17 protein-coding genes are annotated in these 16,138 nt (G+C 65.0%); 1 reads left to right on the top strand and 16 read right to left on the bottom strand.

What is annotated here, in order from left to right:
* A partial coding sequence (locus LJE61_RS02350; protein WP_296917294.1) for a lysylphosphatidylglycerol synthase domain-containing protein occupies nt 1-845 on the bottom strand: 845 nt, incomplete at its 3' end.
* A 726-nt stretch (nt 846-1,571) separates the two neighbouring features.
* On the opposite strand from LJE61_RS02350, the gene LJE61_RS02345 reads away from it, so the two are divergent.
* Entirely contained in the window at nt 1,572-2,426 is an 855-nt protein-coding gene (locus tag LJE61_RS02345) for a YfdX family protein (protein ID WP_296910315.1), read from the top strand.
* Nucleotides 2,427-2,534: 108 nt separating this feature from the next.
* Here the strand turns inward: LJE61_RS02345 and glmS are convergent, their stop codons facing one another.
* The 15 genes from glmS to rsmG form a co-directional block, all read right to left on the bottom strand.
* A complete protein-coding gene (gene glmS, locus LJE61_RS02340; protein ID WP_296910317.1) occupies nt 2,535-4,367 on the bottom strand; it encodes a glutamine--fructose-6-phosphate transaminase (isomerizing) in 1,833 nt (610 codons plus the stop codon).
* Between the two features lie 56 nt (nt 4,368-4,423).
* Nucleotides 4,424-5,794 (bottom strand): bifunctional UDP-N-acetylglucosamine diphosphorylase/glucosamine-1-phosphate N-acetyltransferase GlmU, encoded by a 1,371-nt coding sequence (gene glmU / locus LJE61_RS02335; RefSeq protein WP_296910319.1) that lies wholly within the window; start codon nt 5,792-5,794, stop codon nt 4,424-4,426.
* Nucleotides 5,795-5,825: 31 nt separating this feature from the next.
* Complete coding sequence (locus tag LJE61_RS02330) at nt 5,826-6,323, bottom strand: FKBP-type peptidyl-prolyl cis-trans isomerase (RefSeq protein WP_296910320.1); 498 nt, start codon at nt 6,321-6,323, stop codon at nt 5,826-5,828.
* A 191-nt stretch (nt 6,324-6,514) separates the two neighbouring features.
* Nucleotides 6,515-6,940: a F0F1 ATP synthase subunit epsilon gene (locus tag LJE61_RS02325; protein WP_296910322.1), complete on the bottom strand. Its 426-nt coding sequence runs from the start codon at nt 6,938-6,940 to the stop codon at nt 6,515-6,517.
* 195 nt (nt 6,941-7,135) lie between these two features.
* Nucleotides 7,136-8,518 carry a F0F1 ATP synthase subunit beta gene (gene atpD, locus LJE61_RS02320; RefSeq protein WP_296910324.1) on the bottom strand — a complete coding sequence of 461 codons (1,383 nt, stop codon included), beginning with the start codon at nt 8,516-8,518 and terminating at the stop codon, nt 7,136-7,138.
* Nucleotides 8,519-8,592: 74 nt separating this feature from the next.
* Nucleotides 8,593-9,456: a F0F1 ATP synthase subunit gamma gene (gene atpG, locus LJE61_RS02315; protein WP_296910326.1), complete on the bottom strand. Its 864-nt coding sequence runs from the start codon at nt 9,454-9,456 to the stop codon at nt 8,593-8,595.
* A gap of 128 nt (nt 9,457-9,584) precedes the next feature.
* Nucleotides 9,585-11,126, bottom strand: coding sequence for a F0F1 ATP synthase subunit alpha (gene atpA / locus LJE61_RS02310; RefSeq protein WP_296910328.1), 1,542 nt, complete (start codon nt 11,124-11,126; stop codon nt 9,585-9,587).
* A 13-nt stretch (nt 11,127-11,139) separates the two neighbouring features.
* On the bottom strand, nt 11,140-11,679 hold the full coding sequence (locus tag LJE61_RS02305; RefSeq protein ID WP_296910331.1) for a F0F1 ATP synthase subunit delta: 540 nt from the start codon (nt 11,677-11,679) through the stop codon (nt 11,140-11,142).
* Nucleotides 11,680-11,688: 9 nt separating this feature from the next.
* A complete protein-coding gene (locus LJE61_RS02300; RefSeq protein WP_296910333.1) occupies nt 11,689-12,159 on the bottom strand; it encodes a F0F1 ATP synthase subunit B in 471 nt (156 codons plus the stop codon).
* Between the two features lie 79 nt (nt 12,160-12,238).
* Complete coding sequence (gene atpE, locus LJE61_RS02295; protein ID WP_296910335.1) at nt 12,239-12,466, bottom strand: F0F1 ATP synthase subunit C; 228 nt, start codon at nt 12,464-12,466, stop codon at nt 12,239-12,241.
* A 54-nt stretch (nt 12,467-12,520) separates the two neighbouring features.
* Nucleotides 12,521-13,390, bottom strand: a complete 870-nt coding sequence (gene atpB / locus LJE61_RS02290) for a F0F1 ATP synthase subunit A (protein WP_296910338.1) — start codon at nt 13,388-13,390, stop codon at nt 12,521-12,523.
* Nucleotides 13,391-13,400: 10 nt separating this feature from the next.
* Complete coding sequence (locus LJE61_RS02285; RefSeq protein WP_296910340.1) at nt 13,401-13,781, bottom strand: ATP synthase subunit I; 381 nt, start codon at nt 13,779-13,781, stop codon at nt 13,401-13,403.
* A 167-nt stretch (nt 13,782-13,948) separates the two neighbouring features.
* Nucleotides 13,949-14,875 carry a ParB/RepB/Spo0J family partition protein gene (locus tag LJE61_RS02280; RefSeq protein ID WP_296910342.1) on the bottom strand — a complete coding sequence of 309 codons (927 nt, stop codon included), beginning with the start codon at nt 14,873-14,875 and terminating at the stop codon, nt 13,949-13,951.
* 11 nt (nt 14,876-14,886) lie between these two features.
* Nucleotides 14,887-15,690, bottom strand: a complete 804-nt coding sequence (locus LJE61_RS02275) for a ParA family protein (RefSeq protein ID WP_296910344.1) — start codon at nt 15,688-15,690, stop codon at nt 14,887-14,889.
* On the bottom strand, nt 15,683-16,138 hold a 456-nt coding region (rsmG, locus tag LJE61_RS02270; protein ID WP_296917291.1), incomplete at its 5' end, for a 16S rRNA (guanine(527)-N(7))-methyltransferase RsmG. The genes rsmG and LJE61_RS02275, both read right to left, overlap by 8 nt.

Below are 16,138 nucleotides of genomic sequence, written 5' to 3'. Positions count from 1 at the left end.
CCGTGCAGCCATGTCCCGAGCAGGATGTAACCCGCCACGCTGGCAAACAGGGCGAGCAGCCACAGCAGGCTGCGTCGGCCGAGCAGCGGATAAGAGAGGCGGTAGAACGCATCTCTGCGCAGCCAAAGGAGCCCGGCAACGGCGAGCAGGAATACCACCTGCCCTGCCGATGCACCCTTGAGCATGCTGAGGAGCGCACCGGCGAGGAGCAGCGGCATGGAGACCTGGTAGGCCGAGCGCACCTGCTGGCCGATGCCCCGCGACAGGGCGATCAGCAGGACGCCCACGCCCACAGAGAGAAAATGGGAGAGCTCGAGCGCCCCGAGGGGCAGCATCTGGAGCAGACGCTCGACGCGCTCCTCAACAGCAGGCAGCGCGGCGGAGACCAGCAGGACCAGACCGGTAGCGAAGATCAGCCAGCCAAGCAGACGCACGCCCAAGGTCGTGAGGGCGAGTAGCGGCAGGCGCAGCAGCCCGAGCAGCGGATTGTCCTGCCAGTGGCGCCCGAGCCGGGTCAGCACCGGCGACCCGGCGCGGCTCAGTAGCCCACACCCCAGGTAGAGCCCGATCAGCCAGGGGACGAGATAATAGACCAAGCGGAAGACGAGCAGCCCCGCCGCCGCGCTCTCGGGCCGAGCTCCGGTGCTCGTCAGCATGACCAGCAAGGACGCATCGAAGACCCCGATCCCGCCCGGGATCAGACTGACCATCCCCAGCGTTGCCGCGAAGGTGAATGCATTCAGAAAGACGGCTGCGGGCACTGGCGCGCCAGAGGCGACGAGACAGCACCATGCGACCGCCACGGCGAGGAGCCAGTCGATCACTGAGATTGCGACGAGCGTCAAACCGCGCTTCAGTCCGAGCCGGCGCCAGACTCAGCTTGAGCCATCGGCTCAGCCGCCAGTCGTAGAGGACCATTGAAAAGACCGCACCCAAGGCGAGTACCTGGAGCGCCAGGAGCAGGGGGAGCGGAAGTTGGCGCACACTCTCGTGCAGGGCGTGAACATCGAAGCCTTGCAGCTCGGACCAGGCAGCCACCGCGCTGATGGCCACCAGGAGGGTTGGCATGGCGCGCCGCAGCCAGCCCAGAAGTGAGACGGCACGGCGGTTCGGATTGGGCTCGGAGCCCACTCTAGCGGCGGATGCGGCGCCAGTCTGAGTCATACCGGGGTTAGGGTGTTAGGCGAAGCGCCTCAGGGCTGGGGCTCGTTAGCTCCCGCATTGTATACCGCCGCAGATGGATCTTCCGCCGCGATGCAGGCCTCTCGCACCCGATAGTGGCGTGGCGACTCCTCGCAACGGAGCCGGCTGTTGCTCGTCGTCGCGCCTTGCTCTCGGGCACGATCGACGGACCTCGCTGACCGCAGAGCCCAGATGCGACCAGTATCTGCTCAACTCCGTGGAGAGCCTCCGGGTATCCGGCGGTTCTCGACAGAGCTCAAACGTACCGGGATTACGCAGATTTAACCCACCCTCCAGCATTCCTTAAGGTGCCGCACCGGATACTGTGACCTTCGGAAGAGGGTCGGGATTGAAATGGCATTTCGCCTTCACGTGACAGGAGAGTTGACATGACACGCACTCATCAGATCACCGCCTTGGCGTTAGTCGCTTTAGCCTTCGTCGGCATCGCGCGACATCACGGGACTGCCGATCCCCATCGGCATTCCACCGAGATCGATATCACCGAGAGCGTGACCGGGGGCCCCACAGAGAAACAGTCCGTCGAGCTCTCCGAGCATGGCTTGGCGGCGGTCAATGACGCGGGGCTCGCACGCGTCGCAATCAACGACGGCCGGGTCGAAAGCGCCAAGAAGTTTCTCGCGCAGACACGGGCCTTGCTCGATCGGATCAGGAAGGACGATCCGCCGATCACCGTCACGATGGACGTGAAGCAGGGGAGGACGCCGATTGAGCACAGGCGCACGCACGAGGTGCTGGACCTGATCCCGATCATGTCCGATCTCCAGGTCGTCGAAGGCTTCGCCGCGCCGCAGGACAGTCCCGCATCGGCGCCGACACAGGATGGAAAGGCATCGGGTGGACCCATTCCCAGCGTCGCACCAGCGACCGCCGAACAGAAGACGCAGGGCGCGGACACTGACGCCGCACGGGTCGCGGCACGAGAGACCGCCATCATGCAGGCCAAGGAGCATTTGCGTCAGGGCGACCAGCAGGCCGCCGCCAAGGCGCTGCAGCTCGCCGATCTGATGCTGATCACACGCCAGGTCAACATGCCACTCGCCGAGACGACTCGCCATGTCGACAAGGCGTCCCACTTAGTCGACCGAGGCAAGCTCCATGACGCCAACCTCGAGCTGAAGAAGGTGCAGGATGGACTGGTGATTACGACCACCGTCGTCGCTGTGCCAGTCACCGACGCGGATGGCGCTGCTTCGGGCGCCGGAGCTTCGAACGCCGGCTAGTCGCGATCGGCGGGGCGGACGGGACAGGCGATCAGTCTGTTCTCGTCGCCCATCCCGCGTCATGATCAGTCACAACGCTGACCGGCATCGCGTGGCGCCGTCGGCGGTTCACTCCACCGTGACGGACTTGGCCAGGTTGCGAGGTTGGTCGACGTCGGTACCCTTGAGGACCGCGACATGGTACGCGAGCAGCTGCAGCGGGACAGTGAAGATCAGAGGGTCGATCAGGTCGTCGGTCTCGGGCAGACGAATGACCGTGACGCCATCCTCTTCCAGCATGGGGACGTGCCAGTCCGCGAAGACGAAGAGTTGGCCGCCGCGGGCACGGACCTCTTCGAGATTGGACTTGAGCTTCTCCAGGAGGGCATTGTTGGGCGCAACGGCGACCACCGGCATCTGCTCGTCGATCAAGGCCAGAGGCCCGTGTTTGAGCTCCCCCGCCGGATAGGCCTCGGCGTGGATATAGGAGATTTCCTTCAGCTTGAGCGCACCTTCCATCGCGATCGGATACTGCTCGCCGCGCCCAAGGAAGAGTGTGTTGTGCTTGTCGACGAACGACTCGGCGAGGGCGGCAATCCGATCATCGACGGTCAGGACCGCCTCGACCTTACTGGGGAGCGCCCGCAGCAGACCCACGAGACGGGCCTCCGCGACATCGTCCATGCCGTTGAACCGTCCCAGCGCAATGGTCAACAGCAGGAGCCCGACCAGCTGAGTGGTGAACGCCTTGGTCGAGGCGACGCCGATCTCCGGACCGGCGTGCGTGAGGAGCACGAGGTCCGACTCGCGCACGAGCGAGCTCTCCGGCACGTTGCATATCGCGAGCGTTGCCGCATAGCCGGAGGTCCGGGCCAGGCGCAGGGCCGCGAGCGTGTCGGCGGTCTCACCCGACTGGGAGAGGGTCACGAACAGGCTGTTCGGTTGCACAACCTGCTTGCGGTAGCGGTACTCGCTCGCGACCTCCACTGTGCAAGGAAGGCCCGTCAGTGCCTCGATCCAGTAGCGCGCGACCAGCGCGGCGTGGAAGCTCGTGCCACACGCAACCAGGGCGACCGCCTTGACCTGGGCAAAGATATCCGCCGCCTGGTTGCCGAAGCTTTCCGGCAGGACTCGAGACCCGGCGAGACGCCCCTCGAGCGTGTCGGCGATCGCCCGGGGTTGCTCGAAGATCTCTTTGAGCATGAAATGCCGGTATTCCCCGCGCTCGGCGGCATCGACGGCGACCGAGGAGGTCTTCACCGGGCGCGTTACGAGGTTGCCGTCGCGATCCCAGATCCGGACCGTTTCGCGCGTCAGCTCGGCGACATCGCCTTCCTCGAGGAAGATGAAGCGGTGGGTGACGGGAAGCAGGGCGAAGACATCGGACGCGATGAAGTGCTCACCGAAGCCGACCCCGATCACCAAAGGGCTGCCCTTGCGGGCGGCCACAAGGTGGTCTGGATCCTGGGCATCGATGACGCCCAAGGCGTAGGCGCCGCGCAGTCGCACGGCCGCACGGCGCACCGCATCGATGAGCGAATGCCCTGCCTCGAGGTCGTCGTAGATTGCATGGACGACGACCTCAGTGTCGGTCTCCGAGGTGAAACGGTGACCCGCCGCAGCCTGCTCCCGGCGCAGCTCCTCGTGGTTCTCAATGATGCCGTTGTGCACGACCAGGCAGCGGTCGCGACAGACGTGCGGATGGGCATTGCGCGTCGCGGGCTCGCCATGGGTCGCCCAGCGGGTGTGGGCGATGCCGAGCGTGCCCGGCAGTGGCCGCTCGCCGATCGCCTCGCTCAGGCGGGCCACTTTCCCCAGCGTGCGCTCGCGGTTGATTCGGCCTTGTGTCTCCAGGACCGCCATGCCCGCGGAATCGTAGCCGCGATACTCGAGCCGGCGCAGCCCTTCCAGCAGGATCGCCGAAACCGGACGTTGCGCAATCGCACCGACGATGCCGCACATACCCTTGTCCCTCGCTTGTGCTCAGTCGGCTCCTCGAGCCGAGCCTGCCGATCCTTTCAGGAAGACGGCCGTTTCTTGGGTCGCTGCCAGCCCGGGATGGTCACCTGTGGCGCACGGGTGAGGGTGAGCTCTTCCGCCGGGGTGTCACGTGTGATCACGGACCCGGCGCCAATGGTGGCACCGGCACCAACGGTCACCGGCGCCACCAGCGCGCTGTTCGACCCGATAAAGGCCCGGTCCTCGATACGGGTGACCGACTTGTTGACGCCGTCGTAGTTACAGGTGATGGTCCCCGCCCCAACGTTTACCCCGGCCCCGATCTCGGCGTCGCCCAGATAGGTCAGATGATTTGCCTTGCTGCCGACCCCCAGACTGGTCTTCTTGATCTCGACGAAGTTGCCCACGTGGGTCTGGTCCGCCAAGCGGGTCTCGGGCCGCACGCGGGCGAAGGGGCCGACGCGGGCATCGGCGCCGATCTGCGCGCCTTCGATGACCGAGTTGGCCAAGACCTGGGTCGCGGGGCCGATCCGGCAGTCCTTGAGCAGGCAGTTGGGGCCGATGCGGACCCCGCCGGAGAGGCGCACCTCCCCCTCGATCACGACGTTGACGTCGATGCTGACATCCTGCTCGGCGTGCAGGGTCCCGCGCAGATCGAAGCGCCCAGGATCCGCCAGCGTGACACCCGCACGCATCAGCTCTTCCGCGGCATGCCGCTGGTAGTCGCGCTCCAGGGCGGCGAGCTGAACCCGGTCGTTGACTCCGGCGACCTCGGTGAGCCGGGCGGGGTGGGTGGTCGCCACGGCCACGCCCTCGGCAGCAGCCAGCCCGGTTACGTCGGTGAGGTAGTACTCGCCCTGGACATTGTCGTTGCCGAGGCGGGCGAGCCAGCCCACAAGACGGGTCCGTTCGGCGATGAGGATACCGGTGTTGACCTCGGTGATGGCACGCTGATCGGGCGTGGCATCCTTCTCCTCGACGATGCCGGTGACCCGTCCGTGCGCATCGCGGAGGACTCGGCCGTAGCCCGCGGGGGCGGGAACATCGGCCGTGAGCACCCCAAGGCCGGTGTCCGCGCTCACACTGATGAGCCGAGCTAGGGTGGCGACCGAGATGAGCGGGACATCGCCATACAGCACGAGGACACGGTCGACGTCCGCGAGCTGCGGCATGGCCTGGATGACCGCGTGGCCGGTGCCCAGCTGCTCGGCCTGCTCGACCCAGACGCATCCCGCGCCGGCCAATGCATCTCGGACCTGCTGTCCACCATGGCCATACACGGTGACGATGCGCGCAGCACCGAGCTGTCTCGCCTTTTCCAGCACATGCGAGAGCAACGGTTGACCGCCCAGCGGATGGAGCACCTTCGGCAGACGGGATCGCATCCGCTTGCCGAGTCCGGCGGCCAGGACCACAACCCCCAACCTCATCGCCTGGTCCCTCTCCCTCATCTGTCCCTGGTCAATGCAGGCCACCCCGGGGCAGTGCGCAGCCCCCGCCCAGGTCGGCACTCAACTCCGCATGCGTGGGATCGCGGACATCTTCGACGCGAACGTGAACCCGCAGCGTCCTTCCGGCGAGCGGGTGGTTCCCGTCGACCGTGAGCTTGCCGTCTGCGATCCGTGTCACGTAGAAGTGACGGGTTTCCCCGCGCTCGTTCTCCATCTGGACCTCGGCGCCGACGAAGTGAAATTCAGGCGGGACGTTCTCCAGATCGTCCGTGAATGTCAAAGCCGGGTCGTGCGGGCCGAAACCCTCGTCGGGATCCAGGATCAGGTCAACCTCGTCACCGACGCGCCGACCGCTGATCGCCGCATCCATCCCGCCGATGAGCTCCGTTTGGCCGCCGTGGATGTAGGTTACGGGGATCTCCGTCTGCTCGAGGACGTTCCCGAGACCATCGTCGATGCGGTAGGTCAGGGCAACGAGCTTCCCGGCGCTGATGATATCGTCTGGCATGGGCTAGGTCCGACTGGGGGGATGCGGCACACCGCTGGGCGTGCGGCCTGTGGCTGCTTGAGGATAACCCAACCGGGACGAGTGAACCAAGCCGTCGGGGAAAGCCCGGGTCCAACCCGGTGGCGGAGCCGCGTGGCCGGAGCGCAGGGGGGTGAGCGAGGGTGTCGTGTCGGGGCGGCCCCAGCGATAGGTCACCCGCCCTTCATCTTGCGGAGCTTCTCGATGGCTCGCAGCTGGGCGATCGCCTCGGCCAACTCGGCTTGCGCCTTCGCGTACTCAAACTCGGCCGTCTGCCCCGCCAAGGCATCCTCGGCGCGGCGCTTGGCATCAAGCGCCGCTGCCTCGTCCAGGTCGCGGGCGCGAATGGCGGTGTCCGCCAACACCGTCACCAGATGCGGCTGGACCTCGAGCATTCCGCCGGACACATAGAAGTGCTCCTGATCCCCCTGCTCGTTCTCGACCCGGACATCGCCCGGCTTGAGACGGCTGATGAACGCGGTATGCCGGGGTGCGATCCCAACCTCGCCGAGCTCGGCGGTCGCGTAGACCATGGTCGCCAGGCCCGAGTGGATTGCCCCTTCGGCGCTCACGATATCGACGTGGATTGTCATGGCCATGGTGGACCTCCGTTAAACCGCGTCCTGACTGAAAAACCAATTTCTGACCGGCTTCGGCCTCTGGGATCCCAAAGGCTCTGAGTCGACGCGTCCCAAATTAGAAATCACACGCCCTAAACCCCGTCCTGCGCGACGCCCATCAATGCGCGTGTGGTCAGGCCGACGCGGCAAGACGTGTCTCATACCGGACGCGGTCTAGCTCCCCATCTTCTCGGCCTTGGCCACTGCTTCCTCGATCCCGCCGACCATATAGAAAGCCTGCTCCGGCAGATGATCGTAGTCGCCGTTGACGATCGCCTTGAAGTCCTTGATGGTGTCTTTGACGGACACGAACTTGCCGGGCGCCCCGGTAAACACCTCGGCGACGAAGAATGGCTGCGAGAGGAAGCGTTGGATCTTGCGCGCACGGGCGACCGTGAGCTTGTCCTCGTCGGAGAGCTCGTCCATCCCGAGGATGGCGATGATGTCCTTGAGCTCCTTGTAGCGCTGCAACGTCCCCTGGACGGCACGCGCGGTTTGGTAGTGCTCCTGTCCGACGACGTTCGGGTCCAGGATACGACTGGTGGAATCCAGCGGATCCACGGCCGGATAGATGCCCAGCTCCGCAATCTGGCGCGACAACACCAGCGTCGCATCCAGGTGCGCGAAGGTGGTTGCCGGGGACGGGTCGGTCAGGTCGTCCGCAGGCACGTACACCGCCTGGAAGGACGTGATGGAGCCGGTCCGAGTCGAGGTGATGCGCTCCTGCAGGGCGCCCATCTCGGAGGCGAGGGTCGGCTGATAACCCACCGCGGAGGGCATGCGCCCGAGGAGCGCAGAGACCTCGGTGCCCGCCAGGGTGTAACGGTAGATGTTGTCGATGAAGAGGAGCACGTCGCGGCCCTCTTCACGAAAAAACTCGGCCATGGTCAGGCCGGTCAAGGCAACGCGAAGGCGGTTTCCCGGCGGCTCGTTCATCTGGCCGTAGACCAGGGCGACCTTGTCGAGGACATTCGACTCCTTCATCTCGTGGTAGAAGTCGTTCCCCTCGCGGGTGCGCTCGCCGACGCCCGCGAACACCGAGAAGCCGGAATGCTCGGCCGCGATGTTGCGGATGAGCTCCATCAGGGTGACGGTCTTACCGACGCCGGCACCGCCGAAGAGACCGACCTTGCCGCCCTTGGCGATCGGCATGATGAGGTCGATGACCTTGATGCCGGTCTCGAGGATCTCGGTGGAGGTCGCCTGATCCTCGAAGGCCGGCGGAGCGCGGTGGATCGACCAACGCTCCTCCGATCCGACGTCGCCCAGCTCGTCGATCGGGTTGCCGAGGACGTCCATGATACGCCCGAGGGTCGCCTGCCCGACCGGGACCTGGATCGGCGTGCCTGTGGCGGCGACCGAGACGCCGCGCTGCAGCCCGTCGGTGGAGCCCATGGCGATCGCGCGCACGATCCCGTCTCCGAGCTGCTGCTGCACCTCGAGGGTCAAGCCGGTCGCGTCGATCTTGAGCGCGTCATAGACCTTGGGCATCTCGCCGCGCGGGAACTGAACGTCCACGACGGCCCCGATGATCTCCACAACGTTACCAGAGCTCATAGTCTTTTCCTCTTATGCCTTGCGGCCGATAGCGATTCTGTCTGTGTCGAGGCGCGCCGGTCGCGCCTCGCCGATCACACGGCGGCGGCGCCGCTCACGATCTCGGAGATCTCTTGGGTGATCGCGGCCTGACGGGCCTTGTTGTACACGAGTTGCAATTCGTCGATGAGGTTGCCGGCATTGTCCGAGGCGGACTTCATCGCAACCATGCGCGCGGCCTGCTCGCAGGCGCCGTTCTCGACCACCGCCTGATACACGAGCGACTCGATATAGCGTGTCAGGAGGGCATCCAGCACGGTGCGCGCATCCGGCTCGTAGATGTAGTCCCAGTGATAGGGCATCTCTGACTGCTCTTCGCCCACGATCGGCACCAGCTGCCGGATCACGGGGCGCTGGGTCATGGTGTTGACGAATTCGTTGCCCGCGACGTAGATGGCGTCGATCTCCTTCGCCTCGAACGCATCGAGCATGACCTTGACCGGGCCGATCAGGTCCTCGATGTGCGGCTTGTCGCCGAGATGGGACACCTGGGCGAGGACGTTGCCGCCGAACCGCTTGAAGAAACCGAGCGCCTTGGAGCCGATGGTGCAGAAGGCGGCCTCGGCGCCGGCGGCCCGTTGCTCCTTGATGTCGCCCACCAGGCGCCGAAACAGATTGCTGTTCAAGCCGCCGCAGAGACCGCGATCGGAGGAGACGACGATATAGCCGACACGCTTGCGCTCGCGCTCGGCGGCCATGAAGGAATGGCGGTATTCCGGGGTCGCACGCGCCAGGTGGCTGATCACTTGAAGCATCTTCTCCGAATAGGGCCGCGATGCCGCCATGCGATCCTGGGCCTTACGCATCTTCGAAGCCGCGACCATCTCCATGGCGCTTGTGATTTTCTGCGTGCTCTTGATGCTCGCGATCTTGGTGCGAATTTCTTTGGCGCCTGCCATTCTTGAGCTCCCGCCTTCAGCCAGCCGCCGCCGGTCGATGACCCGCGGGCGGCGGAGGTTTGATGCTTGGCACAACCCGGCCCGGGAGGGGACGCCCCGTGGGGGGCGGCGGCTCCCGCCCGCGGTTTCTACCAGGTGCTGCTTGCCTTGAAGTCCTTGATCGCGGCGTGCAGCCCACTCTCGATCTCGGCGGAGTAGTCGCCGGTCGAGTCGATCTTGTCGAGCAGCTCGGCGTGGGCGGATTTCATGTAGCTCTGGAGGGCCTGCTCGAAGTCGACGACCTTCTTGACCTCGACGTCGTCGAGATAACCCTCGTTGGCCGCGAACAGCGACACCGCCATCTGGCCGACACGCATGGGCGAGTACTGGGTCTGCTTCATCAGCTCCGTGACCCGTTCACCGCGCTGCAGCTGCTTGCGAGTCGCCTCATCGAGGTCCGACGCGAACTGCGAGAAGGCCGCGAGCTCGCGATATTGCGCGAGCGCCAGCCGGATACCGCCGCCGAGCTTCTTGATGATCTTGGTCTGCGCGGCCCCGCCGACGCGCGACACGGAGAGACCGGCGTTGATAGCCGGCCGTATGCCGGCGTTGAAAAGGTCGGTCTCCAGGAAGATCTGGCCGTCCGTGATCGAGATCACGTTGGTCGGGACGAAGGCCGACACGTCCCCGGCCTGCGTCTCGATGATCGGGAGGGCGGTCAAGGAGCCGGTCTGGCCCTTCACGGCACCGCCGGTCGCCTGCTCGACATAGTTGGCGTTGACGCGCGCAGCACGCTCGAGCAGACGAGAATGGAGGTAGAAGACGTCGCCTGGATAGGCCTCGCGACCAGGGGGGCGACGCAGCAGCAGTGACACCTGGCGATAGGCCCAGGCCTGCTTGGTCAGGTCGTCGTAGACGATGAGGGCATCCTCGCCCTTGTCGCGGAAGTACTCGCCCATGGTGCAGCCGGCGTAGGGCGCGATGAACTGCATCGCGGCCGATTCGGCTGCCGCCGCGGCGACGATGATGGTGTGCTCCATCGCGCCGTGCTCTTCGAGCTTGCGCACCAGGGATGCGATCGACGAGTTCTTCTGGCCGACGGCCACATAGATGCACTTAACGCCGGTGCCCTTCTGGTTGATGATGGCATCGACGGCGACCGCGGTCTTACCGGTCTGGCGGTCACCGATGATCAGCTCGCGCTGACCGCGACCGACCGGCACCATCGCGTCGATGGCCTTCAAGCCGGTCTGCACCGGCTGGTCGACCGATTGACGTGCGATGACGCCGGGCGCGACCTTCTCGATCGGGGACGTCCCCGCGGCTTCGACGGGGCCCTTACCGTCTATGGGGTTGCCGAGCGCATCCACCACGCGTCCCAACAGCCCTTCTCCGACCGGCACCTCGAGAACACGCCCCGTGCAGCGGACCCAGTCACCTTCGGACAGATGGGTGTAGTCGCCCAGCACCACCGCGCCGACCGAGTCACGCTCGAGGTTCAGGGCCAGCCCGTAGGTATCACCCGGGAACTCCAGCATCTCGTAGTATTTCGCGTCGGACAGGCCGTGCACGCGGACGATTCCGTCTGTCAGGCTGACGATGGTGCCTTCGGTCCGCGCCTCGGTCCGAAGATCGAACTGCTCGATCTTCTGTTTGATGAGATCGCTGATCTCGGAAGGATTTAGTTGCATGGCGGTGTCCCGTTCAGAATTGCAATGCGTGGGCCAGCTGCTTGAGCTTGCCGCGGACCGAATCGTCGATCACCAGGTCCCCGGAGCGGATCTCGATCCCCCCGATCAGGGAGCTGTCTGTCTCCACGGTGACCTCGACCTCCCCACCGAAGCGCTTCGCGAGCGCGCCTGCAACCGCTTTCTGCTCGGCCGCACTCACCTTGAAGGCGCTTCGGATCAAGACGTGGCGGACGCCCTGGTCAGCGATCCGACTGGCTTCGAACAACCTCGCGATCTCCGGGAGGGCGGCGAGCCGGGCGTTCTGGGCAAGCAGACGCAGGAGATTGGCGGCCTCCGACGGGAGCGCCTCGCCGCAGACGTCCAGGATGATGTCGCGGACGCGCTCGCGGGGCACGTTTGGGTTCGCGATCTGGGCGGCCATCTGCGGATCGGTTACGACGCCGGACAGCAAGGCGAGCGCCTCCGACCAGGCATCCAGCTGGCCGGCCTCTTTGGCGCGCTCGAACGCGGCCTCGGCATAGGGCCGTGCGATAGTGGTGATGTCTCCGGCCATGGGCGTTCCCTAGAGCTGCTTGGCGAACGAATCGACGATGCCCTTGTGTGCGGCAATGTCGATCTCCTTCTGGAGGATCTTCTCCGCTGCAGCCACGGCAAGCGTGGCGACGCGCTCGCGCAGCACTTCGCGGGCACGGTTGGTCTCGCGCTCGATCTCGGCCTGGGCCGCCGCGACAATGCGGCCTCCCTCGCCTCGCGCGTCCGTCTTGGCCTCCTCGATGATCTCAGTCGCCCGCTTCTGAGCCTGACTGACGATGTCGGCGGCCGCCGTCTTCGCCTCCTTGATCACGGCGAGGGCGCGCTGCTCACCAAGCGCCTTTTCCTGGTGGCCGCGCTCCGCCGCGGCCAGACCCTCGGCGATCTTTGCCTTGCGATCCGCCAGGGCGCTGACGATCGGCGGCCAGACGTACTTCATGCAGAACCCGACGAACACCGCGAAGGCGATCATCTGCGCGAATAGGGTGAGATTGATATTCATACCGAAGCCTCGTGCCTATGCTTCGAGCCGGTCTTCGCCCGTGACGAACGACACTGGCCCGATCGGAGTCGAACCCTTGTCAGGCAGCGAACATCAAATAGAGACCCATTGCGATCGAGATGACGGGCAGGGCATCGGTCAACCCCATGACGATAAAGAATTGGGTTCGCAGCATCGGGATGAGCTCGGGCTGGCGGGCGGCGCCTTCGAGGAAGCGCCCACCGAGCACACCGATACCGACCGCGGCACCGAGCGCGCCGAGTCCCAGCATTAGACCAGCGGCGATGAACTGAACGGCTTGTTCCATGATTGTCTCCCGTAGAGGTTTCAGAGTCGTGTCGAGGTCGAGCGAGATGGCAGATCAATGATGCGTATGATGGGCCATATCGAGATACACGATGGTCAGCACCATGAAGATGAATGCCTGCAGTGTGATGATCAGAATATGGAAAATGGCCCAGGCGATCTGCAACAGCCCACCCGCGGCAGCCATGATGATGCCGCCGCTGTACATGATTGCGATCAGGATGAAGATCATCTCACCGGCGTAGAGATTGCCGAATAAGCGGAGGGCGAGCGAGACGGGCTTGGAGAAGAGATTGATGCCTTCGAGCAGGAGGTTTGCCGGGATACCCCATTTGCCGAACGGCTGGAGCGTCAACTCACCGGCAAACCCCGCGGCACCCTTCATCTTGACACTGTAGTAGAGGATCAGGATGAACACCGTCAGGGCCATGCCGAAGGTGGCATTGGGATCGGTTGTCGGAACGATCTTCAGGTAGACGTGGTGGGGGTCGGCACCGAACAGACCCATGAACTGCCCGAACAGGTGGGGGATCAGGTCAACCGGCACCAGATCCATCAGGTTCATCAGGAAGATCCAGACGAAGATGGTCAGCGCGAGCGGCGCCACCATCGGATTCTTGCCGCTGAAGGAGCCGCGGACATTGTCTTCGACGAAGTCGATCACCCACTCGACAAAGTTCTGCGCACCGCCGGGGACACCGGCCGTGGCCCGGTCAGCCACTCGCTTGAACAACCATATGAAGAGACCACCCAACAGGAGGGAAAAGAAGAGGGTATCGACATGGATCGCCCAGAAGCCCATCTCGGCGGCCTCTGCAGTCGTATGCGCGAAACCGAGGCCTTTCTCAGGATGGACACCGAGGGTCAGGTTGGTGAGATGGTGCTGGATGTACTCCTGAGCGGTAACGGTGTCGGAAGAAGCCATCGGTCGTCTCTCACTTCAGGGTTCGTTCGGGCAGTTGGGCCGCAATCAGGGTCGGAGCGACCTGGAGCGCAAGGTAGGCGCCAAGCAATGCAGGGAGGCTGAGGCCGTCCAGCGTCACGAAGGCGACGGTGAACAGGCCCAGGATCAACCCGATCTTCAAGACCTCGGCGCCGTAGATGCGCATGACCAAGCGCGCGGGCTCTTGGGCGCGATAACCGCGAAAGACCAGGGCCGCGAACAAGGCATTTGCCACCAGACATGAGCCGGCCCCGACGAGGACCGAGACGGCAACCGAGGCGCGCAACAGGAGGGCGAGTGCCACCAAGGCCAGGCCGAGGATGAGCTGGATCTGCAAAAGCCTCTTGGCCCGAAACGCGTCCGTCTGATACATCAGATCGTCGTGGTTAGGTGGAGCGCTCTGCTCACCGGCGCGCAGTATAAGGGCTTGCCCATATAGGGTCAACGCGATGTCGGCTCCTCGGTCTCGGAATCAGCACGATTCAAGACATGAGCCTGCTCGACGACCGCCCGATCGTCCCGCTGACGCGCGCGGGGGGCTTACTTGATGTGCGCAAGGATGCCGTCGAGCTCGTCCAGGCTGTTGTAGGCGATCACCAGCTTACCGGCACCGCGCTGGCCCTGATGGATCTGCACCCGTGCGCCAAGCTTGTCGGTCAAGTCGGTCTGAAGACGACGAATGTTGGGATCGAGCTCCGGCTTGCGCGCCGGCGACAGGATGGCGTCGCCGGCCTGCTGGAGACGGCGCACCAGCCGCTCTGTCTCGCGCACGGAGAGTCCGGCCCTGACCGCCTGCGCGGCGGCGCTGCTTTGGGCCGGGCCACGCAGACCCAGGAGTGCCCGGGCGTGCCCCATTTCCAAACGGGTTTCCTCGACATAGGTCCTGACATCCGGATTCAGATCGAGGAGGCGCAGCAGATTGGTCACCATCGAGCGGGACTTGCCCAGTGCATCGGCGATCTGCTGGTGGGTCAGATTGAACTCTTTCAGGAGTCGCTCCAACGCACCGGCCTCTTCCAGTGGGTTGAGATCGGCGCGCTGGATGTTCTCGATCAGGCCGATCGCCAGGGCCGCCTGCTCGTCGACGTCCCGAACCAACACCGGGATGTCGACGAGTCCGGCCTGTCGACAGGCACGCCAGCGACGCTCCCCGGCGATGATCTCGTACTCGTCATCGCCAAGCGCCCGCACCACGATCGGCTGGATCACCCCCTGGGCGAGGATGGACTCGGCCAGCTCGCGCAGCGCCTCGGGGTCGAAGTCGTGGCGCGGCTGGTAGCGGCCGGGGCGGATCCGGTCCAAAGGCAGTCGGGTGATGCGCCCCTCAGCGCTTTCTGATGCGGCGGGCGGCGCCCCTTCCTCGGATGACGCGACAGCGACCGAGGGGGCGCGGGCGGCGCCGAGGAGGGCGTCGAGCCCCCGCCCGAGCCCCTTCTTCTTCGGCGGTGACTTGTGCTGGCTTTCCATGTGCAATCGGCTCAAGCGGCGGACTGGCGCGTCTCGCGACGACGCAGGAGCTCGCTCGCGAGCGCGAGGTAGGCGACCGCGCCCTTGGATGCCGGGTCATACAGCAGGGCGGGCAGGCCATGGCTCGGCGCCTCGGCCAAACGCACGTTGCGGGGAATGATGGTCCGATAGACCTGTTCCTTGAAGTGCGTCACGAGCTGGGTCGAGACCTGGTTGGCGAGATTGTTCCTCGGATCATGCATGGTGCGCAGGATACCCTCGATCCGCAGTGCATCGTTGCGGTTGCTGCGGATCCGCTCGATGGTGTCCATCAGGGCCGACAGGCCCTCGAGCGCATAGTACTCGCACTGGATCGGGATCAAGACCCCTTGGGCGGCGACCAGCGCGTTCACCGTGAGCATGTTGAGGGATGGGGGACAGTCGATGATCACCAGCTCGTAGCCGCCGACGGCATCGCTCAGGACCTTCGCCAAACGTCGCTCGCGGTCGGCTGAGCTGATCAGGCCCACCTCTGCGGCGGTCAGATCACTGTTGGCGGGCAGCAGGTCGAAGCCGGGCGGGGGGTCGGTGACCCGATGCAGACAATCGCCGAACGCGATATCGCTGAGCAGGAGGTCACAGGTCGAGTTGGCCAGGTCGTGCTTGTCGACCCCGCAACCCATGGTGGCATTCCCTTGCGGATCCATGTCCACGAGCAGGACGCGGCGTTTCAGCGAGGCCAGCGAGGCGGCCAGATTGACCGCCGTCGTGGTCTTGCCGACGCCACCCTTCTGGTTGGCGATCGCGATGATGTTGACCGTGGTCGACTCAGTCATTCCGGAGCTCGATTAGGTGGCGCTCAACGTCGCGGGAGGGGATGCGCAGCCGGTGTAGGCGCACGGACAGATCAAACGGTCCCTGCGTCAGTGTGAGAACATCAGGTTCGCGGCCCCGCATCAGGAGCATTCGGCCTGGACGTGTCAACAAATCCGGGGTCCCGGCCCCCAACAGGTCGGCCACCGCGACTGCTCGGCTCACTATGGTACTGAAGTTTCTTCCGGGCCGGTACGTCTGTATTCGCGCATGGACCAACTCGACGTTTTCGAGGGCGAGCTCCAGCACCGCTTGACGGACGAATCTGAGCTTCTTGCGCGAGCTGTCCAGCAGCCAGAATCGGCGCTGCGGCTCGAGGATCGCCAAGGGCAGGCCGGGAAACCCGGCACCCGTCCCGAGATCGAGGATGCTGTCACCAAACAGGAATGGCTGCACCGCCAGGCTGTCGAG

It is taken from the genome of Thiocapsa sp. (genome assembly GCF_022340925.1).
GTDB lineage: Bacteria > Pseudomonadota > Gammaproteobacteria > Chromatiales > Chromatiaceae > Thiocapsa.
The sequence above is the reverse complement of the archived record's forward strand: the minus strand, read 5'-3'. Positions and strand labels throughout refer to the sequence as shown.

Excerpts from the sequence above, each read along its gene's own strand:
- LJE61_RS02345 (WP_296910315.1), top strand. The coding sequence starts at position 1,572 with ATGACACGCACTCATCAGATCACCGCCTTGGCGTTAGTCGCTTTAGCC.
- glmS (WP_296910317.1), bottom strand. The coding sequence starts at position 4,367 with ATGTGCGGCATCGTCGGTGCGATTGCGCAACGTCCGGTTTCGGCGATC.
- glmU (WP_296910319.1), bottom strand. The coding sequence starts at position 5,794 with ATGAGGTTGGGGGTTGTGGTCCTGGCCGCCGGACTCGGCAAGCGGATG.
- LJE61_RS02330 (WP_296910320.1), bottom strand. The coding sequence starts at position 6,323 with ATGCCAGACGATATCATCAGCGCCGGGAAGCTCGTTGCCCTGACCTAC.
- LJE61_RS02325 (WP_296910322.1), bottom strand. The coding sequence starts at position 6,940 with ATGGCCATGACAATCCACGTCGATATCGTGAGCGCCGAAGGGGCAATC.
- atpD (WP_296910324.1), bottom strand. The coding sequence starts at position 8,518 with ATGAGCTCTGGTAACGTTGTGGAGATCATCGGGGCCGTCGTGGACGTT.
- atpG (WP_296910326.1), bottom strand. The coding sequence starts at position 9,456 with ATGGCAGGCGCCAAAGAAATTCGCACCAAGATCGCGAGCATCAAGAGC.
- atpA (WP_296910328.1), bottom strand. The coding sequence starts at position 11,126 with ATGCAACTAAATCCTTCCGAGATCAGCGATCTCATCAAACAGAAGATC.
- LJE61_RS02305 (WP_296910331.1), bottom strand. The coding sequence starts at position 11,679 with ATGGCCGGAGACATCACCACTATCGCACGGCCCTATGCCGAGGCCGCG.
- LJE61_RS02300 (WP_296910333.1), bottom strand. The coding sequence starts at position 12,159 with ATGAATATCAATCTCACCCTATTCGCGCAGATGATCGCCTTCGCGGTG.
- atpE (WP_296910335.1), bottom strand. The coding sequence starts at position 12,466 with ATGGAACAAGCCGTTCAGTTCATCGCCGCTGGTCTAATGCTGGGACTC.
- atpB (WP_296910338.1), bottom strand. The coding sequence starts at position 13,390 with ATGGCTTCTTCCGACACCGTTACCGCTCAGGAGTACATCCAGCACCAT.
- LJE61_RS02285 (WP_296910340.1), bottom strand. The coding sequence starts at position 13,781 with ATGTATCAGACGGACGCGTTTCGGGCCAAGAGGCTTTTGCAGATCCAG.
- LJE61_RS02280 (WP_296910342.1), bottom strand. The coding sequence starts at position 14,875 with ATGGAAAGCCAGCACAAGTCACCGCCGAAGAAGAAGGGGCTCGGGCGG.
- LJE61_RS02275 (WP_296910344.1), bottom strand. The coding sequence starts at position 15,690 with ATGACTGAGTCGACCACGGTCAACATCATCGCGATCGCCAACCAGAAG.